General features: G+C 39.1%; 21 protein-coding genes and 1 tRNA gene. 11 read left to right on the top strand and 11 right to left on the bottom strand.

Annotated elements, in window-relative coordinates:
- Nucleotides 1–279 precede the first annotated feature (279 nt).
- The 7 genes from R2S10_RS05590 to R2S10_RS05560 all read left to right on the top strand — a co-directional run bounded on the left by R2S10_RS05590 (nt 280) and on the right by R2S10_RS05560 (nt 10,229).
- Entirely contained in the window at nt 280–984 is a 705-nt protein-coding gene (locus R2S10_RS05590; RefSeq protein WP_316839459.1) for a 2OG-Fe(II) oxygenase, read from the top strand.
- 101 nt (nt 985–1,085) lie between these two features.
- Nucleotides 1,086–1,676 carry an RNA polymerase sigma-70 factor gene (locus tag R2S10_RS05585; RefSeq protein ID WP_316839458.1) on the top strand — a complete coding sequence of 197 codons (591 nt, stop codon included), beginning with the start codon at nt 1,086–1,088 and terminating at the stop codon, nt 1,674–1,676.
- 156 nt (nt 1,677–1,832) lie between these two features.
- On the top strand, nt 1,833–2,996 hold the full coding sequence (locus R2S10_RS05580; RefSeq protein WP_316839457.1) for a FecR family protein: 1,164 nt from the start codon (nt 1,833–1,835) through the stop codon (nt 2,994–2,996).
- 225 nt (nt 2,997–3,221) lie between these two features.
- Nucleotides 3,222–6,761 (top strand): SusC/RagA family TonB-linked outer membrane protein, encoded by a 3,540-nt coding sequence (locus R2S10_RS05575; RefSeq protein WP_316839456.1) that lies wholly within the window; start codon nt 3,222–3,224, stop codon nt 6,759–6,761.
- 14 nt (nt 6,762–6,775) lie between these two features.
- Entirely contained in the window at nt 6,776–8,323 is a 1,548-nt protein-coding gene (locus R2S10_RS05570) for a RagB/SusD family nutrient uptake outer membrane protein (protein WP_316839455.1), read from the top strand.
- Nucleotides 8,317–9,408, top strand: a complete 1,092-nt coding sequence (locus R2S10_RS05565) for a TlpA disulfide reductase family protein (protein ID WP_316839454.1) — start codon at nt 8,317–8,319, stop codon at nt 9,406–9,408. Before R2S10_RS05570 ends, R2S10_RS05565 begins: the two co-directional genes overlap by 7 nt.
- A gap of 113 nt (nt 9,409–9,521) precedes the next feature.
- Complete coding sequence (locus R2S10_RS05560; RefSeq protein ID WP_316839453.1) at nt 9,522–10,229, top strand: hypothetical protein; 708 nt, start codon at nt 9,522–9,524, stop codon at nt 10,227–10,229.
- Between the two features lie 33 nt (nt 10,230–10,262).
- Here R2S10_RS05560 and R2S10_RS05555 read toward each other — a convergent pair whose 3' ends face one another.
- The 6 genes from R2S10_RS05555 to R2S10_RS05530 form a co-directional block, all read right to left on the bottom strand.
- The gene (locus R2S10_RS05555) at nt 10,263–11,420 is read right to left on the bottom strand and encodes a lycopene cyclase family protein (RefSeq protein WP_316839452.1); all 1,158 of its coding nucleotides are present in this window, start codon (nt 11,418–11,420) and stop codon (nt 10,263–10,265) included.
- Complete coding sequence (locus tag R2S10_RS05550; RefSeq protein WP_316839451.1) at nt 11,407–11,877, bottom strand: sterol desaturase family protein; 471 nt, start codon at nt 11,875–11,877, stop codon at nt 11,407–11,409. Before R2S10_RS05550 ends, R2S10_RS05555 begins: the two co-directional genes overlap by 14 nt.
- Complete coding sequence (locus R2S10_RS05545; protein ID WP_316839450.1) at nt 11,877–12,380, bottom strand: hypothetical protein; 504 nt, start codon at nt 12,378–12,380, stop codon at nt 11,877–11,879. The genes R2S10_RS05550 and R2S10_RS05545 overlap by 1 nt, the downstream gene beginning before the upstream one ends.
- Entirely contained in the window at nt 12,377–13,213 is an 837-nt protein-coding gene (locus tag R2S10_RS05540; RefSeq protein ID WP_316839449.1) for a phytoene/squalene synthase family protein, read from the bottom strand. Before R2S10_RS05540 ends, R2S10_RS05545 begins: the two co-directional genes overlap by 4 nt.
- 2 nt (nt 13,214–13,215) lie before the next feature.
- On the bottom strand, nt 13,216–14,694 hold the full coding sequence (locus tag R2S10_RS05535) for a phytoene desaturase family protein (protein WP_316839448.1): 1,479 nt from the start codon (nt 14,692–14,694) through the stop codon (nt 13,216–13,218).
- An 80-nt stretch (nt 14,695–14,774) separates the two neighbouring features.
- On the bottom strand, nt 14,775–15,383 hold the full coding sequence (locus R2S10_RS05530) for a MarR family winged helix-turn-helix transcriptional regulator (protein ID WP_316839447.1): 609 nt from the start codon (nt 15,381–15,383) through the stop codon (nt 14,775–14,777).
- 240 nt (nt 15,384–15,623) lie between these two features.
- Between R2S10_RS05530 and R2S10_RS05525 the strand changes: the two genes are divergently transcribed.
- Nucleotides 15,624–16,406, top strand: coding sequence for a hypothetical protein (locus R2S10_RS05525; protein WP_316839446.1), 783 nt, complete (start codon nt 15,624–15,626; stop codon nt 16,404–16,406).
- Between the two features lie 119 nt (nt 16,407–16,525).
- Here R2S10_RS05525 and R2S10_RS05520 read toward each other — a convergent pair.
- From R2S10_RS05520 to R2S10_RS05510, 3 genes are all read right to left on the bottom strand, one after another.
- A tRNA-Cys gene (locus tag R2S10_RS05520) sits at nt 16,526–16,595 on the bottom strand.
- Nucleotides 16,596–16,691: 96 nt separating this feature from the next.
- Nucleotides 16,692–18,668, bottom strand: coding sequence for a PAS domain-containing sensor histidine kinase (locus tag R2S10_RS05515; protein ID WP_316839445.1), 1,977 nt, complete (start codon nt 18,666–18,668; stop codon nt 16,692–16,694).
- Nucleotides 18,669–18,804: 136 nt separating this feature from the next.
- Entirely contained in the window at nt 18,805–20,298 is a 1,494-nt protein-coding gene (locus R2S10_RS05510) for a DUF4157 domain-containing protein (protein ID WP_316839444.1), read from the bottom strand.
- A gap of 302 nt (nt 20,299–20,600) precedes the next feature.
- Between R2S10_RS05510 and R2S10_RS05505 the strand changes: the two genes are divergently transcribed.
- Nucleotides 20,601–21,443 (top strand): GNAT family N-acetyltransferase, encoded by an 843-nt coding sequence (locus tag R2S10_RS05505; RefSeq protein ID WP_316839443.1) that lies wholly within the window; start codon nt 20,601–20,603, stop codon nt 21,441–21,443.
- Nucleotides 21,444–21,463: 20 nt separating this feature from the next.
- On the opposite strand, the gene R2S10_RS05500 is transcribed toward R2S10_RS05505, so the two are convergent.
- Together R2S10_RS05500 and R2S10_RS05495 are read right to left on the bottom strand one after the other, a co-directional pair.
- Complete coding sequence (locus R2S10_RS05500) at nt 21,464–21,928, bottom strand: SRPBCC family protein (protein ID WP_316839442.1); 465 nt, start codon at nt 21,926–21,928, stop codon at nt 21,464–21,466.
- 43 nt (nt 21,929–21,971) lie between these two features.
- Nucleotides 21,972–22,655 carry a tetratricopeptide repeat protein gene (locus R2S10_RS05495; RefSeq protein ID WP_316839441.1) on the bottom strand — a complete coding sequence of 228 codons (684 nt, stop codon included), beginning with the start codon at nt 22,653–22,655 and terminating at the stop codon, nt 21,972–21,974.
- A 325-nt stretch (nt 22,656–22,980) separates the two neighbouring features.
- On the opposite strand from R2S10_RS05495, the gene R2S10_RS05490 reads away from it, so the two are divergent.
- Nucleotides 22,981–23,457: a hypothetical protein gene (locus R2S10_RS05490; protein WP_316839440.1), complete on the top strand. Its 477-nt coding sequence runs from the start codon at nt 22,981–22,983 to the stop codon at nt 23,455–23,457.
- A 78-nt stretch (nt 23,458–23,535) separates the two neighbouring features.
- Nucleotides 23,536–24,090 carry an RNA polymerase sigma-70 factor gene (locus R2S10_RS05485; RefSeq protein ID WP_316839439.1) on the top strand — a complete coding sequence of 185 codons (555 nt, stop codon included), beginning with the start codon at nt 23,536–23,538 and terminating at the stop codon, nt 24,088–24,090.
- Nucleotides 24,091–24,147 lie beyond the last annotated feature (57 nt).

The raw sequence follows: 24,147 nt of genomic DNA, 5'->3' as shown, positions 1-24,147 counted from the left end.
ACAATAGGCTTATGATTGATAAGGATCGGGGGTTTTATCTGTTTTCTTGAACAACCTTGCTTGGCAATTGTTTTAAATACACCTTAAATCTATAAGTAAGCTCAGCCACCTCATTTTCTGTTCGGGAAATTTAGACCTGCTATTTTTTTGTTGTAAATCAATTCATTTACAGCTGGATACAGTCATTGTGTTTCTAGCTTATTTAGCAAGTTTCGGGTTTTATCGTAACTCAACTTATTTGATTTTTGCATAGGAGTTAAAAAGAAATTATACAACATAATGGAAGAAAAAATAGCATCAATAAATTGGGAAAACACAGCGGAAGCAATACATGAAAAAGGCTTTGCCATCATCCCGAAATTCTTGTCGGCAGAAGAGTGCTTGGAACAGATCAATGCTTATAATGATCCAAATACCTACAGAAAAACCGTGGTCATGGAACGCTATCGTTTTGGTTTGGGCGAATACAAGTATTTCAATTATCCATTGCCTAAGCTCATTCAAAGCATAAGAGAACTCGTATATCCAAAACTTGCAGTGGTTGCGAACCTCTGGATGAAAGTGCTGAATATTCCAACTGTTTTTCCAGATACCCATCAACAGCTTTTGAAGCAATGCCAGGAGAATAATCAAACCAAAGCCACCGTATTGATTTTGAAATATGGCAGAGGCGGATACAATACCTTACACCAGGATTTATATGGTGAAGTCTATTTCCCCATTCAAATTGTTCTATTTCTAAACGAGCCAGAGGAGGACTTTACAGGGGGCGAATTCGTATTAACCGAACAAATCCCTAGAGCGCAATCAAAAGCCATCGTATTAAAGCCGAAGAAAGGCGATATGCTAATTTTTACAACCAATTTTAGGCCAGTTAAAGGAAGCAAAGGTTATTATCGCGTAAATATGAAACACGGAGTAAGTGAGGTTCATCAGGGAGAAAGACATACTTTAGGCATTATTTTTCACGATGCACTGACTTAGAGGGCAATAAAATATCTTGACGTTGATTTTGTGTTGCTGTATTCAGGAATTTATGTATTATTGCCCCCAAAAAGCTGTAAATTTATAGTATAGAAACGATCATGTTTGTTAGGCCTCTTGATAATGAAAAGGAACTATTGGCTGAAATAGCGAGGGGGGACAAACGGGCTTTTGAGATCCTGTTTAAAAATTACCACAAGTACGTCCTGGCCTTCAGTAAGAAAATCACCCGTTCGGAGGATATGGCAAAAGAGGTGGTTCAGGACGTTTTTCTGAAAATATGGTTAAGTAGAGATAAGTTACAAACACTGGAAACCTTTGGCGCGTATTTAAACACGGTGGTGCGGAATCATTGTTTCAATAGATTGCGCCAACTATCTCAGGAAGCTAAATCAAATGAAATCCTTAAACTTAACATAGTTGAAGTCTGCGATTCTACAGTAGATGAGCTAAATTACCGGGAGGCTGAAAGTGTTTTGAATCAGGCAATTGAAACCTTGTCACCTCAACAAAAGATGGTCTATTTGCTTTGCCATCAACAGGGGATGAAATATGAAGAAGCAGCGTTGAAAATGAATATTTCTCCCCAAACTGTTCATGCTTATATGAAAGATGCGCTTAAAAAAATCAGGGCTCATTTTAAAAGGCATGCCATTGGTTATACTGTTTTCCTTTTGAGCTTGTTTAAATAGCTAATCCCTCTCAATTAAAATTAGTTTGATGATTTTATATATATGTAAATCAGTGGTTTGCGTATTTATTTCTTTTTCAATACCCCCGCTTTATCCTGTTGTGGGTCAATGTTATCTAAAGGTTAAGCTATTTAGCCCCAGAATAATATCAAGCGTATGGAAAATCTACGGCTACAAGAATTATTGAAACGTTATCTTGATGATGTCATCACAGAGTTGGAGCAGGAAGAATTATGGGGTTATGTGAATGATCCTTTTTTTGATGCTGAAATCAAGAAATTAATTGGTCAGGCTTTTGACCAGCAAAGCCAAGGCATTGAGCTTGATGCCGAAGAACAACAACGCTTATTGGAGTCTATTTATGGCAATGATGAGGTCTTCATTCCTACACCTCGTAGATTATGGCGCTCTATATCCGTAGCTGCTACAATTATCATCGCCCTAAGTGCAACACTGATCTTTTACCTAAAAGATACCAGAAAAAATCCCATTGAACGCAATGCGTATAAGGATGATATTTTACCCGGCAAGCAGGGAGCGACTCTAACACTTGCCAACGGTAAACAGATTAAGTTGTCTGATGCAATTAACGGCATCATTGCTAAAGAAGATGGAATCAATGTAACCAAGACTGCTGAAGGAGAACTGATTTATGAGTTGAAGAAGCGCAATGTCGAATCTGAGATGATCAATACTTTGAGTACGGCAAAGGGAGAAACCTATATGTTGACTTTACCGGATAAAAGTAAAGTCTGGCTTAATTCAGCGAGCAGTCTGACTTATGTAGCGGGTTTAAACGAGAAAGGGCTACGCAGAGTAAAACTTAAAGGGGAAGCATACTTTGAAATTTCCAAAGATAAAACCCGTCCTTTTGTTGTGGAAACAGCTCAACAGCAGGTTGAAGTTTTAGGTACCCATTTCAATATCAGCAATTATGCTGATGGAGATGCGGCAAAAACCACCTTGCTCGAAGGATCTATTCGCCTAAGGACAGGTAAATCCGGTGGAAGAGTTTTAGTTCCAGGTCAACAGGCCATTTTGAAAAATGAAGTCATCCAGGTAGTTCCTGGAGATATTGCAACAGCCGTTGCCTGGAAGAATGGTTTTTTCCGCTTTAATGATGAAAGTATTGAAGAGGTGATGCAGCAAATTTCCCGCTGGTATAACGTAGATATTAGCTACCAGGGCAAACCCGTCGAAGAACGATTTACAGGAAAAGTTTCCCGAACGAAAAACCTCAGTCAACTGCTGTTGATTCTGGAAAAAACAAAAGGTGTTCACTTTAAAATCGAAGAAAGGAGAGTCTCTGTTATGCGATAATGGCCAAAAAAAAAGATCCTTCCAAATAAAAAAGTCACCCCGAATGCAATCGGGATGACTCGTAGTCTGGAACGATTAATATAATAAATCATATCATCAACCACGCTGTGCCTGCTCATCTGGAAAATGTTAAGCACAACGAAAAACCAAACTAAACAAATGTATCAATTTTACACCAGGAAAATTAGGGTGCGCCTGCGCATTTCTATAAAATTAGCAAGGATTATGAGACTAACCACCCTCATGCTGATCGCCGCCATTTTGCAGGTAAGTGCAAGCTCTTTTGCGCAACGCATTACGCTGTCTGAGAAAAATACACCATTATTTACGGTCTTTGAAAAGATCAGTGCGCAAAGTGGTTATGATTTCATGTTTAGTAGCTCAACCCTAAACACAGCAAAAAAAGTAAGCCTGAACATTAAAAATGTACCATTAAAAGATGCCTTAAAACAAATCTTTGAAGGCCAGCCCTTAGTATATGTGATAGAGGCTAAATCTGTTGTTGTCAGTAAGAAAGAAGCTGATCTGAAGGAAAATCTGATCGGTCGGCCTTCAAATATAGACATACATGGTAAAGTTCTGGATGAAAATGGCAAACCTTTGCCAGGGGCAACCGTGCTGGTTAAAGGTTCCAAAAACTATACTCAAACGAATAATTCCGGCGAGTTTCTCTTGAAAGATCTGGCAGATCAGGCGATTCTTGTCATCAGTTTTATTGGCTATAAATCAAAAGAAATTGAAGCTGCATCAGTAAGTCCAGCTAAGGCAATAGTGATGCAGAGTGATCCCTCAAAATTAAATGAGGTGACCGTGATTTCCACTGGTTATCAGAATATTCCTGTAGAACGTGCAACCGGGGCATTCTCCACTGTTACGGCGGCCAAATTGGAGAATAAATTGCGACCGGATCTTAAGGCCGCTCTGGAAGGTCAGGTGCCGGGAATGGTCGTTACCAAAGAAGGAAATGTTGAAATCAGAGGGGTGTCAACCTTTCAAGGAGAAAGAACGCCATTAATCATTGTGGACGGATTCCCACTTACCGGAACCAGCCTCAGTCCGGATGGCGTACAAGTACCTACGGGCCTGGAATCTTTAAATATCGACAATATAGAATCCGTTACCGTGTTAAAAGATGCCGTTGCCGCATCGATTTATGGCGCGCGTTCTTCGAATGGAGTCATTGTGATCACCACTAAATCCGCAAAAGGAGGGAAACTGGCGATCGACTACAGGGGCTCTACCGGGATTACATTAAAACCCGATCTGAAGTATTTAAACCGTTCTCGTACGGAGGATTATGTGGATGCCGAAGTTGATGTATATGCCTTGAATCCAAACACGGCATTGAATGCGTATAACAACAATGCTGCGCTGACCAGAGTTCAATATATCCTGGTGGCCAGAGACCTGGGACTAATGACGGCAGCATCAGCTAATGCAGAAATTGAATTGCTCAAAAAGAATGATGGCCTGCAACAGGTTCAGGATCATGTGTTGCAGCATAATTTTATGCAACAGCATAACCTTTCTTTTACCGGAGGAAACGAAAAAAGCCAGTCAAATGCAGCGCTTAAATATATAGACAGCCGATCTAATATCAAGAATGGGAAGGACAACAGGCTGATTTTCGATATGAAAAACGATTGGAAGCTCTCGAACCGCTTGTCCGTTAAATTATTGACCAATGCCAATTATGTAACTTCCAGCAGACCTGGTCGTACTTTAAGCGACTTTGTCAATTTTACTCCACCGCTGGCAACTGCCGCGAATACCAGACCATATGATTTAATCGTAGATCCAGCCACCGGATTGCCCCAGGACATTTTCCAGGTGAATCCAAAAAAGATCAGCGCTTACCAGGCCATAGATGGATTAAAACCGCTGAATTTCAATCCAATTGAAGACCTAGACCTGGAGTCAGTTCGACAAAAAAGCCTGCAGGTAAGGTTGGGGGGCAATGTAAACCTGAAACTTATAGATGGATTAAGCGCAGATCTTGGTGGGTCATGGACATTAGGTTACAACACGGCCAGCACTTTGTACAATAGTGAAGCCTTTAGGCTGAGACAATGGTTTGACGATAGTCGCTCTAAAACCAATCCTTCCAAATTCTATATTCCAAACGGCGACTATCTCAATGAAAGCAGGAATACCAACGAGGCTTATACCATCAGGGCTCAGTTGAATTTAGATCGTCAAATTGGCACCAAACATCAGCTGAGCGCTATACTTGGTGGGGAAATCAATAGGGATGTTTTTAATAACAATGCTTTTCCTACAAGACTGGGCTATAATCCACTGGCTGGAACCTTCGCCCAATTTAATTACGATGATTATATTTCCGGGGTATATACCACGGATATGCTTGGTGGAGCTACTGGTTCACGACCCACAGAGCCAGTGATGACCATAGGGAATATGGCTTTGAGAGACAATCGATTTGTTTCAGTGTATGCCAATAGCTCATACGAATTTGATAACCGTTTTGTGTTGAGTGGCAGTATCCGAATGGACCTGGCGAACTTCTTCGGAACAGATCCTAAGTTCAGGTATAAACCAATCTGGTCAGTGGGAGGAGTGTATAAACTCGGACAAGAGAAATTCATGAAAATCAGCTGGCTGGATAAGTTAAATGTAAGATCTACCTATGGGATTAATGGAAATATTTCCCTCAGACAAGGTCCTTTTCTGGTGACCAGCCCCGGTGTGTATTCTCAATCTACGGGAGCAAATAGTGCTTCCATTGTTACCCCACCAAATTCTACCCTTAGGTGGGAAAAAACAAGTACAGTCAATTTGGGATTGGATATTGGCCTGTTCAGGAGGCTGAGAATTACGGCTGATTATTACAGACGAATGAGTACGGATTTATTGGCCCCAGAAACTTATGATCCAACGCTTGGCGTCAGCTTAATCACAGGATTAACCCGCAATATCGGCAAGTTAAAAAATACCGGGCTTGAGCTTCTTGTGGAGGCAGATGTGATCAGAAATGAATCTTTTAGCTGGACCACCAGTGCCACATTGAGTTTTAATGTCAATAAGGTGCTTGAATATAATTTCAATTTTACCGGACCGGTACAATTGGCTGCTTCCGGCAGTGTTTACAAAGAAGGATATCCTATTGATGCGCAGTTTAGTTATCGCTTTGCAGGTTTAAATGCGAATGGAAATGGTACCTACTTTACTAAAGATGGGAATGTGGTATTAGGGAGCAATACAAAGATCGATGACCTTGTTTTTTCGGGAACCTTACGTCCGAAATATGTAACCGCAATTACAAACTCCTTCCGTTATCATGCTTTCGATCTTTCATTTATGCTGATCGCTAAATTTGGCAATGTATTGAGAAGAGATGCATTTGGAGGATCTAATTATCAGAACAGATATGTGGCAGAACGGTGGAGAGTTCCCGGTGACGAATTAACGACCATTTACCCAAAGCTTACTCAAGGACTTAGTGGTGATATGGCTTATTTCCCATTTGCAGATGTGCTGGTGGAGTCGGCAAATTACATGAAATTAAGAGACCTGACCTTAAGTTACGACCTCAATAAGAAAGCGGTCAGCCGTCTGGGAATGTCGGCTATCAAATTATACCTGCAGGGAAGAAACCTGCTACTGGTTACCGCAAACAGTGATAAACGTGATCCGGAGACCTCGGAGATGAATCAGACATTGGGACGAAATGCTTTTACAGAACAGGGATTTACCTCCCTTCCATTGAGGCCGGAATTCTATGCAGGCATATCTATCAAGTTTTAATTTAAAGAGAAAAGATGAAAACATATATCATATATCCGATCGTGATGATCTGCTTGCTGGCAGTATCATCCTGTAAAAAATATTTGGATGTAAAGCCGGTGGGCAAAATTATCCCAGCTACTGTGGGAGAGTTCGACGCTTTATTGGACAACGAAACCATAGCGCGATGGAACTTTATTGATAATAACCTGGGATCTTCCATAGGTTTTCTTACCGACGACCTGCAATTGTCTGATGGCTTAGGAAAGGTTCTATATGTAGGAAACAACCACCCGAATCTGGAACGTTTTTATGCCTACACTTTCAGGCAACCCTATAAAAAGAATTCCAGCACCGATCTGTTTTGGAGCTATGGTTATCGCAATGTATTCTATTTTAACAATGTAATTGATGGAATAGAAAGTCTGAAATCAAAATCCTCGGTGGAAGAAGCGAATGGTAAAGCTGTTATTGCTCAGGCTTTGGTGAACAGGGCATGGTGGTATTTTAATGCGGCGATGGTTTTTGGCCCTGTATACAAACCTGGTGGAAACAACAATGAAAAGGTAATCCCTTATCGCACGCAATCGGATATCAATGCACCTATGGAAGAGCTGAGTACACAGGAAGAAATGTTTGCCAAAGTAGGAAAGGATATCCGTACGGCAATCCCGAATATACCGGATCATGTAAACTGGCCCTCACGTCCAAATAAGGTGGTTGCTCAAACCTTGATGGCTTATTACCACCTCTTTACCCAGAAGTACGATAGCGTGGCCTATTATGCAAACCTGGCCTGGACTGCAGCTTCAGCAAAAGGAGTGGATGCTGTGATTTATGATTACAATAGCCTATCATTGGCTACACCTGCTAATCCGGTAGGTAGCTTGCTGAATTCCCCTGATGGGCTGATTAGAGCAGTAAATAGCAGAGAAATGTTGTATTATAGAACTCCTGATTTTGGTGCGGGCAGTGTTAACGGCACACCGAGTTACCCTTCCGACGAGTTGATTGCCTTGCACGACAAGAACAATGATTTGCGGTACAAATGGTTTTACCTATCCACCGCTGGCTATAAGACCACCTTTAATGGTACAACTTATGATGATGGGCAGCGGGTACAAAATTTCCGCAGTGCATCAAATGCCACCGCTACACAGAATGGCAAGACCATCATGACTGTTGGTTTTACCTATCCTGAGCTGTTGCTGATGAGGGCAGAGGCTTATGCGCGTACCAACCGCTTGGCTGAAGCCATAGCTGATGTGAATACGCTCCGCAAGTACCGATACAAACCAGGTACACCTAATTTAGTGATGGGTAGCCAGGATGAGGTGATCACCGCCGTACTCGATGAAAGAAGAAGGGAACTTGCTATTCTTGGTCTTAAACGATTTATGGACTTGAAAAGGTTTAGCCTCGATGTAGGTAAACCATGGAATAAAATGAAAATTAGCCATCAGTTTGATGGGCAACTATATCAGGGGATGATAGATTCTAAAGATTTTATTTTTCCAATACCAAATTCAGTGATTCAATATAACCCACAATGGGGTGTTCCTTTAGACAATAGGGTATGGTAAAGTTTTTTAATGGCATCAATGTATGCTGGTCAGTACTTTTCTGGTTGATGAGTACAGCCACCACAGCACAAATCCCGATGGAGAAAAATATCACCATCATCGGTCATGTAAAAGGAGATACGAAGTTGTATCCACGGATCTACTATTATAGTAAGCAGGTTAAACTGGATTCTGTAGAGATAGTTAGGGGGCAGTTTAAAATTACACTGCCTTACCAAGATAGGACTACCTGGTTTTTTTATACTCAATATGAGCGTAAAACTAGAAAATCCTATCGCCCATTTCCATTGCTAATTGATCAACCTGGGACAATTAAAATGGATTTTAATATAGAGCAGGGTTTTTATTCCTCTAAACTAAAGGGAAATAAAACTTCAGTGCTGTATGCTGATTTTTTTACCAAAAGAGAGGAGTTATATGCCCTTTCTAAGTCGAAAGGTCCTGGAATAAGAGACTCTGCACGAAAAGCCTGGGTAGCGCAATGGTGTGATGATTTTGTTGCAAAGAATGCTAACGAATTTGTAAGCGCTTATGTGCTGAGTACTACTGGAAAATCGGCGATGACGCTGGGTCAGCTGGAAAAGAGTTTTGTGGATTTGTCGCCCGTACTTCAGCAAACAAATGAGGGACTGAGTGTGGCGGCTTTTATCAGGGGCATGAGACAAACTGGGATTGGAAAGCCGGTCAAAAGTTTCGTGCTGAATGACCCTGAGGGGAAAGCCGTTGATTTTGCACAGTTCAAAGGGAAGTATGTATGGGTTGATTTCTGGGCGAGTTGGTGTGGTCCCTGTAAAAAATCCTTTCCCTATATGCGGGGGCTCTACGAGAAATACCGCGGACCTCAGTTCGAAATCCTGGGTATTTCTGCGGATGCAACCATAGATCCCTGGCTTAAGATATTGGAGCAGATTAAAAATCCATGGCCTCAGGTCTGGGATTCAGGTAACATTGCATCAGAATTTACAGTAACCGCTTACCCAACCTCATTTTTAATAGATCCAGAAGGTAGGATAATTCTAAAAGAAGTTGGATTCGAACCTAATGGCCCAATAGAAAGGAAATTAAAGGAGATTTTTGGAAAATAAATCACATTCAAAACACTGATCATACCCAGCAAAGGAGAAAATAGAATATGACATTTCGGTCATATTCTATTCCTTGCTTTAAATTAGTTTTGTCCGCTATATTTTAAAATACAATGAATTACAGAGGTATTTATATTTTTCTATTGCTCATTAGCTTTAAAACTGCTTATAGTCAGCACAGTCATTACCCTGACAAGCCCAATACCCACGGAATGTTATTGATGGGAACGGAGACTATCTATGCGGAACACCTTCCTATGTTTCGTACGCCTCATGATTATCAGGTCATTCTGGAGCTGGAGTTTTCAAAAGAAGCTGTAAAGAAATATCGTAAGGATCGTGCAGCATATCCAGCTGAATTGGTTTATACCATTGAGCCTGAAACCTTTGTTTTGCCAGAAATGGTTAACCACACCAAAGTGTTTAAAGCCAATGTATACAGAGGACATTTTGAAAGGGGAGGGACAAAGTTTATAGACACCGTAACCTTCAAAATCAAAAAGGTGATTTATTACAAGCAGTTTGATAAAAATCAACAGCGACCTGAAAACCTCCAGTACATTTTGTTCGGAAATAAAAAAGAGCAGTTTTTAAGTCATTTGATAAGTAAAAAGCCTGATTTTAATGAAGTATTGGCGGTTCAATTAGATGGTAAAGCGATTCCTCAAAATGAACCTTATCAACTGATCGTTATGGAAGAAAAAGAAAACCGTAAACCTTTTTCATGGATGAAGTCGGATGCAAGGATTTTAGCAACAGATCAGCCGCTGTTTTTTAGAAAGTACAAACAGTTGTATTTAGAATTCGGTGATTTGGACTAAAAGATAAAGGACGCTTTCGGTCAAATCATAATATTAATTACTCCTGATCAGTTTTAGCGTACGGTTGACTAAAGCTATTGCAAATTCCTGTTTTTGCAAACTGAGAAAAATCTGTATTTCTTCGAAAATGGAGGTCTCATTGTCTAAGAATTTTAAGATTTGCGTGGCGCTGTTTTTTTGGAACATCCTGGAGAAGATCTCCTCACCAGAAATACGTCCACTGATGAGTAAGTTTAAAAGTGTCGCATCATATAAGCTAAATCTTGCTGCTGAAAGTGGCCGAACCTGTGGATCGCCGTATTGTAGCAATTGCTCAACAATAGAAGCGGTGTGTTTCTGTATAAAACGGAAAGTATAACCTGTGGAGCCTTTGGTAAAGCCCCCTGCTGTGCCCAAATAAATCACACGACCTTGTTGTGCTTTGATGGGATGATCAGACATTGGAATCAGTCCATGTTCCTGCGCTATAATGGAATAATGTTCGCAATGTAATTGCTCGCGGATATACAGCTTTAGAGCAGTTGTATAAGCTTCCTTTGTTAATTCCTGCTCGGAGAATACGGTGTATTCAACTAATGCGCGATTAGCGCTCAAAGGCAATACGTATACAAATGAGCTGCCTGCTTGCTGGGGAGTATGAAAGTCCATTAATGTGGCACAATCCGGGTCAAATGTATGGTCTTCAGTCTCTATCACCCAACCTTCAAAATGCTGTAACAAATAATGATAGCGGTCGGGCCTTTTCTCCTGGATTTTAGGGATGCTACTGAAAGTATAATCACTGCTGAAGAGTTCCCCATCAATAACCACATAAGCCTGATCTTTTTCCGTATATATCTTTTCTACTTCAGCCTGGATGCAGCTGACCTGAGGATGATGCGCCAGTATTTGGTCTGTGTAAGCATAAAAATCCCCTGAACGAATCATTTTGTATTGGTAAGGTTGAATGTCAAGCTCCTTATCTACGGAGCTGCTGGAAAATGATAAGTGATTCCATCTCCGGAATACAGTAGGTTCAAAAATATCCGACTCCTTTTCCCAGAAGCACCAGGTTTTGTCGTTCTCTTTTTTCTGCGCACGGTCTACCAACAATACGCGTTTATTTGTTGCCTCGAGGTAAGGTAACATCCGTACCGCCAGACTTCGGCCAGAACACCCGCCTCCGGCAATGATATAATCAAAGTGCTTCATGTTTGTTCTTTTGAGATTGCTGCCAGTATTTTCGAGCGGCGAATAACATGCCAAAGGATTCGCCATCATGTCTGTCAAGATGCTTATGGTGCATTTTATGTGCCCTTTTGATTGTTTTTATATACCTGTTATTGCTCCTTGAAAACCATTTGAAGCGTTGGTGAATGATCACATCATGGATCATGAAATACGCAATTCCATAAAGTAAAATACCCAATCCCATGTAAAACATCCAGTTGAATCCCTCTTTTGCACCAAAGAAAAACAAAATAATGCTGGGGGTAGCGAATATTAGAAAAAAGGCATCATTCTTTTCAAAGAAATGAGGCTTTTTCTGGTGATGGTCTTTATGCAAAACCCAGAGTAATCCATGCATTACAAACTTATGCGTGAACCAGGCAACACCCTCCATGAAGATAAAAGTCCCCACAGTAATTAATAAATAAAGACCTATCATTATAACTCCAATCCTTTCTTTTCTTCAGCACTACAATACTTAGAAGTAGATAAATATTTCACTATGTTTTGCTTCAGTGTTTTATCCTTTGTGGTTTTTAAATTACTCAATAAGTATTTTTTATCCTTTTGTATTGCGTCGTTATAGTTTAGAAATGCAGGGAGGTTGGTTTGAACAGCAAACCTTAAAAACCTTATTTCCATATGCTCAGGTGCTTTTTTTACAGCATCCTCTATCAATCGTTTTCCATTGTTAAATCTCTTTACCTTATTTATGGGATTAAATGCATACTTAGCCTGCATCATTTCTGCAGCCCCTTTATAACTGATCAAAAGAGGGGCAGAGGACTCATTTACGCGGGATAGTAATTTCAAAAGCTGGTCTGCCGCATCTTTACTCTTCGCGGAAGCCTGAAACAGACTTTTCACTTTCTCTATTTCTGGCTCAGTTGCATAGATTTTAGTTGCAAAGAGCAACATTATAACAAAACTGGCTATTTTCATATCATATTTGTTTTATAGCGGATGATAGAATCGAACATCAACCCAAATTTATGGGCATTGGAAATCCGAATCCTTTGGGTCATCACTTTCTCAGCGGTACTAGATTTGATTTTATGAAACAATTGTTTGTAATATACATAAGCCAGGTGAACTCCATTCCTGGAAGATGCTGGCAATTGCCGGATTCCAATTAGGGCCAGTTTGAATTCTGCTTCTATTTCTTCTTCGATCAATTTTTTCTCAGTGTTAGAAAACGAAGATAGATCAACATTTGGGAAATAGCTACGGCTTAAAGTGTAATAATCTGCATTAACATCTCTGAGGAAATTTACTTTTTGAAATGCAGAACCCAGCATCATCGCCGAATTCTTTAGTTTTTCGTATTGTAATTTGTCCCCCTCAGTAAAAACCTGTAAGCACATTAATCCCACAACCTGTGCCGAGCCGAGAATGTACTGGTCGTATTTTTCAGGTGTATAAAGCTCCTGCTTCAAATCCATTTCCATGCTGTAAAGAAACAATTCTATAAGTTCCCGATCTATATGGTATTTATTAACCACCTGCTGAAAGGAGTTGAGTACCGGATTTAGGCTAATTCCATCTTCAATGGCTTCAAAACAATCTCTTTTAAATTTAGAAAGTAAAACAGCTTTGTCATAATCATGGAAGCTGTCTACAATTTCGTCGGCCAGCCTTACAAAGCCGTATATGGAATAGATAGGTTGACGAAGCTTTTCATCTAAAAAATAAATGCCTAATGAAAAACTGGTACTATAACGCTTGGTAATCATTTCACTACATGCTGCCGACAGCTGATCAAATATCTCTTTCATGGCTATTTATTTAAATGCTTTATCAGTTGTTGAGCTGCAAGGTTTCCTGAAATAATTGAAGGAGGAACTCCTGGTCCTGGAACAGTAAGCTGGCCAGCATAAAAAAGATTGTCAATCTTTTTGTTTTTTAATGATGGTTTAAGGTTTGCGGTTTGCATTAAGGTATTAGCTAATCCATAGGCATTTCCTTTATAAGAATTGTAATCAGCAACGAAGTCGCTCACACAATAGCTCTTCTTATAGTCCAGGTGTTGACGAATTGGAGTACCCGTAAATTCTTCCAGACGGTCCATAATTAAATCGAAATATTGCTCCCGGATGGATTCAGGATCTTTTACATCTGTTGCAAGGGGCATTAAAACAAACAGATTCTCATGTCCTTCAGGGGCTACTGATGGATCAGTAATACTTGGACAACAGACATAAAACAATGGTTTTGTAGGCCATTTCACCTGTTTGTAAATCTCCTGTGAATGCTGTTTTAAATCTTCATCAAAGAATAGGGTATGGTGGTTTAAACGAGCAACTTTAGTGTTTATACCTAAATAAAAGATAAGACAGGAGGGAGCAAGAACCCTGTTGTCCCAATATTGCGCTGAATAATTCCTTTGTCCGGGCTTTAGCAGTTTTTCTTCTACATGATGGTAGTCTGCAGCAGCAATCACCCCATCGTAATTCTGGGTTCCTTTTACAGAAGTTAATTTTATAATTTGATTTTCTTGTACATCCAGGCCAGTGACAGCGGCATTGGTGTGAAATTTCACGCCTTGTTTTTCGGCAATAGTTTTCATGGCTTGAATCACTTTTCCAAAGCCCCCTTTTGGATACCAGGTGCCTAATTTCAAGCCTGCATAATTCATCAGGCTGTATAATGCCGGGGTTTCTTCGGGCATAGCTCCAAGAAACAGAACCGGGAATTCCATCAATGCAACAAGCCTATGGTCTTTGAAATGTTTTTTAACGTGTTCACTGAAAGAAGTAAATACCTGTAATTTAAAGAGCCCTTTAATCAGGTCTACATCGGCAAATTCCAATAATGAAAGCCCGGGCTTATAGACCAATTTGCCCATGCCAATTTCGTATTTATAGGCTGCTTCAGTTAAAAAGGACTTTAATTTCTCCGCGCTTCCCGCTTCAATAGATTCGAATAACTGACATAATTCTTCAAAATTTGCTGGAATATCTAATACATCATTGCAGCCGAAAACAACACTGAATCCCGGGTCAAGTTGTTCCAGCTCATAAAAATCGGCTGCTTTATAGCCAAAATCATTGAAAAAATTTTCAAATACTTCAGGCATCCAATACCAACTTGGACCCATGTCAAAGAGGTAGCCGTTATCGGTTATAAGCTGGCGCGCCCTTCCACCGATATCTGAATTTTTTTCATACACATCTACCTGGTAACCTTGCTTTGAAAGGTAGGCTGCGGAACTGATCCCAGCAAAACCGGAGCCTATTACAGCTACTTTCTCTTGCATTTTTTTAGTTTTAATTGACATGCTGGCTTTTCGTTTTTGATTAGGTTAATTCTGAAAATGCTAAGTTTAGTAGAGTGGTTTTATCCTCTTGCCTTTAACTCATGAAAGTCCTCGAGCTTTGTCAGTAACCTGATCAATTGCATTTTTTCTTCATGTGTCAATGGCTCTGTAACGTTCTTTGTTGCTGCTCGGATGTTTTGCATACTATCATTTAAAAGCTGTGTTCCTTTCGAAGTAATGTGAATCATTCTGTTCCTTTTGTCACTGTCAATAGTAGTTTGCGTGACCAATTCAGTATTGATGAGTCGATTTATAATCTGAATTCCTGCTGATTTTTCATGAACGTTTAACTTGATCAAAGCGGTTTTAGTCATGCTCCCAAATGCGACCAGGCTGATTAAATAGATAAAATCATCAGGCGTAGAAAATGCAGTGTTTGCAATAGCAACTTTTGCCTGCAATTTTGCATACCTCGACAAATGCACCAATGAAGTGTTAATTACACTATCAGCAGAGCGTCCTTTTGATTTCCCTAGCCAGTCCGGTTCTACAAGTACAGGGCTTGCTGTTTTTTTTAAATGTTGATTCAGCCATTGACTAAAGGATTGTATATTCGGATTCTGCTGCTCTGAGTCCTTTTCATAGGTTTCAATTAGACCCACTACCTCCGTTATTAAATCGTAATACATAGTTATTAAAATAAGCGAATCACAAAACTACAATAATATAGTATTATATTGTACTATTAAATTTATTATTTTAGTGATTATTGATTTAATAAGTGTTTATTTGCACTAATATCACCAAGGTAAACTTCGGAGGGGCTTAATAACAAACCTGGAGATATACATGTCATTTTATTAAATAAAGGCAAAAATGACAGTTGGTTTGTTGTAGCTACCATAGCCTCCTTATGAAATATAAACAACATGAAAAAAACACTTACTATGGCCAATGGCATTGCTTTAATGGTCACAATTGCGGTCAACTATTTATCTAATTCTGGATTGTTGAATGGGAATACGATGAAGACCATATCCGATAAATATTTCAACTATTTTACCCCCGCAGGTTATGCCTTTTCAATTTGGGGACTGATTTACATAGGGTTACTGGGTTTTGTAATTTATTCGGGACGTCATCTCTTGAATAAGAAAGAGGAGGATCCAATCTTAGAGAAAATTGGTTGGTGGTTTGTGCTTTCCTGCGCGGCAAATTCACTCTGGGTAATGGCCTGGTTATATGATTATATAGGTTTATCGGTTCTCCTTATGACAGTGATCCTTATTTCCCTGGCTAAGATTATCAGCAATACGCGCATGGAGCTGGATGCGCATCCATTGAAGAGTTACCTTTTTATTTTCTGGCCTTTCGCACTGTATTTTGGATGGATTTCTGTTGCTTTGATTGCCAATATAGCCGCTTATTTAACCAAAATTAAATGGGATGGCTGGGGAATTTCAGAGCTTACCTGGACTATTGTTATGCTTGTGATAGCAGGTTTGATCAATATTATGATGATCAGGATGCGAAATTTGAGGGAGTATGGAGTGGTAGGTGTTTGGGCAATCCTGGCAATTTCTGTCTCAAATAATAGTAATCATGGTACTCAATCAATCGTATATACCAGTTACATTGTAGCAGCTATAGTATTCATTTTTATAACGATCAGCGCCTTGAAAAATCGTACCCGTTCTTTTGAAGAAATGTAGTATGCTATTTTTTAGGCAATAAAACAAAAGCCTCAATACAAATTGAGGCTTTTGTGATGCTAATAGATGTCTTACCTACAGCTTCATTAAGCTTTCACAGCCTAAGATTACGATAAAGGAGATCGAGGTCGGATTCGAACCGCGTATGAGACTTTGCTGATCCCTGCCTAACCACTCAGCCACTCGACCTAATAAAATATATAACTTAGGAAATTAACAATCTAGCTGATAAATGGTTTATTTACTTTTTTGCAAAAAACCAACTGGAGAAAAGATTTGGAAATTTCAATTCGCTTCATCACCATTTAATGGAAGCGTAAACCAAAAAACACTACCATCTCCAAGAGTGCTGTCGGCTCCAATTTCACCACCATGTTTTTTAATGATTTCTGCCGATATGTATAAACCAAGGCCTAATCCCGAATACTGGCTCCGACTTTTATCGCCTCTGTAATAACGGTTAAACAAATGGGGTAAATGATCTTTTTGTATTCCCGGGCCTTTGTCTATAACAGAAACCTTTGCTTTGTTACCTACTTTTTGGATATCAACAATGATCTCTTTAGATTCTGGGGCATAGTTGCGGGCATTATTTACAAAGTTTATGATCACCTGATCGATTCTGTCAGCATCTGCATATACTCTCAAACTCAGGTCTCCTGTAGTTTTAATTTTATAGGTGCCTTCAATTTTGATGTGATTGCAGCAATCGGCTATCAATTCAGAGATGCTGAACCATGTTTTTTTTATATAAAGCTCTCCTTGATTTAACTTGCTTGAATTTAGCAGATCATCGACCAGAATGGTGATTTTATCCAGGCTTTTAGAAGCCTTTTCAAGTAGTACCGGTAAGAAATCTGTTTGTGGCTCCTCCTGAAGTCGGCCAATGAGTTGCATAAAAGCAGACAAACTGGTAATTGGTGTTTTTAATTCATGACCAGCAATGCTCACAAAATCTTCCTTCTGTTGCTGAAGCTGTTTTAGTTCCTCAATATCGGTTGCCGTTATAATCCAAAGACCCACCATTCCATCTTCCAGAATAGGTTGCATTCGGTTTAAATGCCAACGGTAAGTCCCTTCAGCACTGCGGTATCTGTTTTCAAATTCTCCTCCTTCATGACCTGATCTGATCAAGTTGTATTTGCGAAGCGTTTCATGTATATCATCTGGATGAATCACTTTGAGCCATTTCATACCGTATGCTTTACTGGCACAGAGGCCTGTATAATCAAACCAACGCTGGTTAAAATAAGTCATTTTTCCATTGTTGGTATTAGTCATTGCCATTTGAGGAAGCGCATTGATTAAGGCCCGAAATCGCTTCTCACTTTTTTCTGCCCGTATCCTTGCCTTTACCTGTTCTGTAATTAGATTGGCTACCAACATTATTCTGTTAGTATTACCATTTGTGTCTTTCAAGGGCTGGTAAACAAAGTTTGAATAGACCTCTTCTGTTTTTTTATTTTGTTTCAGGAAAAATTTCACTTCGTTTCCATAATAAGGAGTACCACTGGTGTACACCTCATCCATGATCTCAAGGAAACCTTGAGCTTCTAACTCAGGTATGGCTAACTTAAGTGGCTTACCTATAATTGTAGCATGTTTACCCCAAACTTCAAGCATTTTCTCATTTGCCGTTTCGATGATCAGCTCTCGTCCTCTAAAGACCGCAATAGCCACTGGTGCATCAGCGAGTAGCAATCGAAATCTGGCCTCGCGTTCTGCAAGTTGTCTTAAAGTATCGTAAATCTGATGCTCAGATTTTATTTGACCATTAGATTCATAAAAGGTAACTAATAGCCCGCCAACTGTCCCTTCGACGCTGTAGAGTTGAATACAATTAAAAACCCAATGGCTATTGTCTGGTTGTCCATTGTGTTGTTTTGGGATCAATTGATCTTCCTTCCACATCATGCTATCCCCAGCCATAAACGTTTTGATGCGAGGCGCTATGATCGGCCAGATCTCCAGCCAACAATCTTTAGCTTTGGCTCCTAATGCATTCGGATGCTTGTTTAACTTTTCCAGGGTTGGTTTATAAGCATCATTGTAAAATTGAATGAACTCAGGGCCCCACCATAGAAACATCGGGAATTTTGACCTTAAAATAATGTCCAGTGCGGTTAGTAAATTTTGGGGCCAGTTAGCTGGACTCCCTAAACTCGAGTTTGACCAATCGGTGGAATAAATTAAATTCCCCATCTCTCCAGCATCTTTTAGGTGCGTCAGATAATTAAAAGATGATGTGCTATGGACTAACATGATGAAATCTTTTAGAACAAAATGTACATTGCTCTACCCGTTTGGGTTAGAGGTTCTTATACGGGTAATTTGCGCTAATTAATCTTTAATGTTAACATGCCGCAGCACAAAATGTTTTAGTTCTCTATTGGCTTTTTTAAATACATCCGGATAATTCAATAAGCCTGCTCACCTCTAACTCTACATCCTCTTCGCCCGCAGTTGGATCGGTCTCTTGTACTCTACTTCTTATTCGTTCTTTAAAGAGATCATTATCCAGATCAACCTCCTCGAAAAGTTCTTCAAGCGTCTCTTTAGTCATTGGCGGTCTTTCAGCCAAAGCAGGAGGTGTAATTATTGCATCTAATTTTATTATTGCTTTCTCCAGGTCATTTATTGTTGACCTATAAGAACTTCCATGCTCAACCATTTTTTCAGCGTTCGAAGTTGGATAAATCGCTGCAGGATCAATGATAACCACGCGGCCTGTATCTGATTCAATGATTAATTGTAAGTCCACAACCAGGTGTGTTTTTAGAAAACTTAATATGCTTTGTATTCCCTCTTTTACTTTGTCAGCTCTTGCTGATTTTTCATCGGCCTGCACTTGCTTAAAATAAACCGCTATTGCTGAATTCAGTGAGCCTGGTGCTTTCCAAACATCGACGAATTTCCCAGGAATAAATTCCATAATTATAAATGGCTCCTCTACATCTTCACTTATTACACCGCTAATATTTTCAGGAGGAGTAGTGTTTTTTTTATACACTTTTGGTACTTCTAACCTAGCAGCTCTTAACTCTTGTAAATGATTAGCTTCAGGTGTTAGACGGTCTACAGATGCTCCCTTATTGCCTCTAGCAGTCACATAACGATTACCTGATTCTCCGCTTACCATCACTATACGTTTCATATTTGCGGGGATACCTTTAAGATTTAGACCTTCCGTTGGTGATAAATTGTCATCCTCTATAGGAAGGGTATCTGAAAAATTATTTCGTTGTATGATTTGATTTGTTTTTAAGTTTTTTAACTGCCCACTAATTTGTTTTTTTTGTAAAATAGATTTTGGACGGTTGTCTACAAATTGAAATACTTTAATTGCCATCACATCAGCTTCCTTTTCCAAGCCTGTATCATCATTAATATTTATTTTGCCTTTCATCTGTAAAGTAGGTTTTACCCTTCCTTGTTTTTGCTGTACTACATGCCAGGCTTCATGGGCCAAATGTTTTTCTTTTCCAGGTCCTAGATGAATATCAGTTCCTTGTGCATAAGCATGTGCTTGCAATTGAGCTGGTTTATCAGAGTTTCGATGAACTTTTACATCATCCATATTGTAACCAGAAAGGTTTTCTAGACCTGATTTTAAATTGTCTGGAAGTCCGGTGTTATTTTTTTTTCCCCCCTCTAAGTTTTTATTTAGCTGAGCAGTTTCTGAGCTAAAGTTATCCGGCATTTCCGAATAGGTTTTCAATTGCAGCTTACGTGTGTTATTGGTAATAGCTTCTTGCAACTTTTGTTGTGAAACAGCTTCTATTCTATTGTTGACAAGTTGAAAAGTGGAATCATCAGCAACTTGCAGTCTTGGTAAACTATTGGCAACACCTTGGTTCTTAGTTTTCGTTGTCTTGTCAGCGTATCTATTCATTGTTTAATGTTGTTTTTATAGCCAAATGTTCTGCAACTTTAAGAGCTTGCAAACTCTTAAATCGATTATTCTCTGCTAATAAAAATACGAATTAAAACGATAATTTACTGAAAAATCCGCAATGGGGTGATTTCATCATGGGAAGCATTTTCGCCAAGGTATAAAACCAATAAAAAATTGGTTTAGTTGTACTTTGTGGTTAGTTTCTATTTTAGCATATTCGCTTAATTCAACCATCATCGCAGAAAGTGTTGATTGATGGATGGAAGAAATGGTTGTTATATGGAAGATGCTTAATGAATATGGAAGTAAGAAATTTAGAAAATATTGAGCTTGAAAAGTTGCTGGAAGTGATCAATTTATCATTTTCAGATTATATCGTACCGATGCAATTGAATTTAGAGAAATTGAAATCTAAAATTGCAGTAGAGGATGTTAAACTGAATTTATCAAGAGGAGTTTTTGAGGGAGATACAATGGTAGGTGTCATGCTCCATGGATTACGGGATACTGATCAAGGGCCGATGGTGTACAATGCGGCGACCGGAGTAATTCCAGACTACCGTGGGAGAGGTTTAGTGCGAGAAATGTATGACCATTTGCTGCCTGAGCTGAAAAAACTTGAATTGAAGAAAATGGTACTGGAAGTGATCACAGGAAACCATTCGGCAATAAAGGCTTATGAGAAAATGGGATATACTGTGGATAGAAAGCTGGATTGTTATAGTGGAAAAGTTCAGGTCAAAAAGAACAATTCGGCAGCTTCATTGAAAGAATTGGATAGTTTTAACTGGACTGAATTTACAGCTTTTTGGGATGTGCTTCCTTCCTGGCAAAATACGATCCAGTCATTGGAAAATTGCAAAAAAGACTGCCGTATTATAGGAGCTTATATAAATGAGGTGTTGGTAGGTTATGTAATATTTAATCCAACATCAAGAAAAGTAAGTCAATTTGCAGTTGCTGCAGATCACCGGGGGCAGGGGATTGGTACTCTGTTGTTTTCTTGTATCAATGAGCTTGTTGGACAACAAGAAGTCTATGTCTATAACGTAGACCATACGGCAGTTTCCACATTGGGTTTCTTAAAAGGATTGGGGCTTCAGGAGAAAACAGCGCAGTTTGAAATGAGCAGAATGGTATAGGATAAATAAATGTAAGTCTTTTAATGAATCGCAGCTGGATTTTCAGCGTGCTGTTTGATGATTAAATTGCGGTTCATTAAAAGTTTTTCCATATACTTCTTTAGAAAAAAATAGTCTGCAATTTTCCCTAAAATTCCAAATGGGGATACATAGGAAAAAATATCAATCATATTGGTTCCATTATCTATTGATTCGAACTTATGGATGTGCTTAAATGATTTGAATGCACCAGAGACCATCTCATCTGTAAATGAACCTGGCTTTTCAAAAGCAGTAATTTTAGAGGTTAATTCCTGAAAGAATCCAAAATGCTTTGCTCTCCATGTAACAGATTCTCCCAGTTCTATTAATCCGGACATCCTTCCGGCTATTGCAGTTTCCTGAGTTTGTTTTGTAGAAAGCTGATGTAAATCAATACTTCTGGAAAGATCAAATGTAACGCCAGGCGTTGCGCGAATGAAGGTGCTAAGATATATTGTTGGCATTTCGTAGTTAGGTTGTTAACCAGATTTTAATTTCTGGCCTAATTTAGTCGTTTTTTCCAATAATTAGTAAAAGCTCTTGTGCTGAACGGTGGTCATTGTCCGCATTCGCGAGCATTAAAAAAAAGCGTGCCTTAATAATAGATCTTTCAACTATTTCTCCATCTAAATAGATTCTGCCTAAGAAATAGTTTGCCTCATCGATATCATACTGGTAATTTCCAGCTGGAGCTAGGTCTTTAGAAATGTTATTGAATAGCTCAAATGATAGTGCTACATTTTTTTCTGTTCCAAGACCAAAATAATAGCAAAGCGCTAAAGACAATGAATTTGAATTATCAAGATCTTGGGAGATTTTATAAAGTTCAAATGCTTTTTTATAATCATGCAAATCCCTATAAACTGTAGCTAAATTATTTGCGGCGATGCCAGAACCATTAGCAATTCCTTTTTGATAAAGCTCGATTCCTAATTCTATATTCTGTTTACAATGAATCCCTTCAGTTAAAAAATCGGCAATTCGGGTAATCGCTTCAATATTGCCGTTTTCATAAGCTTTATAATACCATTTAAAAGCCATTGATTGATCTTCTTCAACAATTCGATGATCCATTAAGACTAGGCCAGAATCAAAATGGCAGGCGACATCATATTGAGCCATTTGATCACCAGCCTCAGCAAGCGCTAATAATCGAAGCCAGTCGTCATTACTCGTTAACTTTGTTGTCATTTTTTGTGTAGAATGTTTTTCAGTAATTGATTAGCTTCGTGAACTACTACGATAGTTCAGAAAGCCAAGGTAAATATTCTGATTTAAGAAACTTCCATAGAAAAATATAAGTTGCTCCGTATAAAACTATTTTTTTTATATTTATGATAATAAGCTTGTTAGCGTAAAAAAAAACAATCTCAATAATCAACTATAAATTATGTATTATACTTACACTCTCAATTTTTTCAACCACTCCGATTCAGCGGGGGGCTTTTGTATATTTAATAGAGGTACGGGGGACATGTCGCTGGCATGGCTTGTACGTTCTGCCAACCCATATACAATGATACCTATCTCATGGGAATCAGCTGTTTACTTTTTTTGGGCTAAAACTGGCAAATTAAAGCCAGGTATCACCTTTAATGCCGGAGAAGCTTTAGTTACCGGAACGAAGGAAAATAATAAGGTTACACTGACCAAGCAAGGAGGGAGCTACAAATTTATTAATCAAACTGCCTCTGATTTTAATAATTATTTGACGGTCGAAGCCGATGAGGCTATTGTTTTTAACGAAGTCAGTGTTGGGATTGGTATGTCTGGCTCATGTATGTACGCTAGTCAAATTCCACCTAAAGAGTCTATTAGTTTTTCTCTTCCAAGTAAATATATGGTAACGTTCGGTGACATTGAGCAAGGCGAGGTTATGAAAAATTCTGAAATGTTTGATCCGCTGATGATTGAGTTTCCGCAAGGTGTTTTTTCACTGAATGTCACGCTTAACAACGATAAAACCTGGACAATATCGCAGGTTCTCGATTAAGTAGCCCTTCTGCCTGTTTCATTTAACATTTTGTTAATACCCCCGTCATTTGCTTAATCTAATTTCGCTTCATATTTTATGGGCGAAAACAATACTGTCGGATTTAATGGGGATCATGTAAATGAATCGATGGGGAAAGCATTCGAGGACCTTTACCGCCGTATGTTTCCTACGCTTAAGAAGTACGCCATCTATCTGGTCAAAGATACTGAAGAAGCACAACTCATCTTAAATGATGTGTTTATCGCCATATGGAAAAACAAGATCTTGATCGTCAACGAAAAAGCTTACTTGTTCCGGGCAGTAAAAAACGGTGCCAATAATTATCATAAAACTTCCAGATTAAACTACCAGCTGATCGAGGAAGAGGAAGTCCAGGAAATCATAGATGCTAAAGCAGATCCTTATCAAACTTATGTAAATAAAGATAGAACACGGATGCTCTACGATTTGATTGATCAGATGCCTGAACGCAGGCGTCTGATTTTTTACATGTATAGAATTGAAGGTTTCAGTTATAAGGAAATTGCAGCCCTATTGGATATTTCTGTTCGGACAGTAGAAGATCACCTGGTTAAAGGTTTTCAGTTTTTGCAGGAAAAGGTCTTGAAAAATAAGGCGGAATTCAGATAAATCGCACTTAACTATTTCTTAATAGAACCTTAACGTTTTTCGGCCCGTAATCGCAAC

Origin of the sequence: Pedobacter gandavensis (genome assembly GCF_032678745.1) — a bacterium.
GTDB lineage: Bacteria > Bacteroidota > Bacteroidia > Sphingobacteriales > Sphingobacteriaceae > Pedobacter > Pedobacter gandavensis_C.
This window is presented reverse-complemented; position numbering and strand designations above follow the sequence as displayed.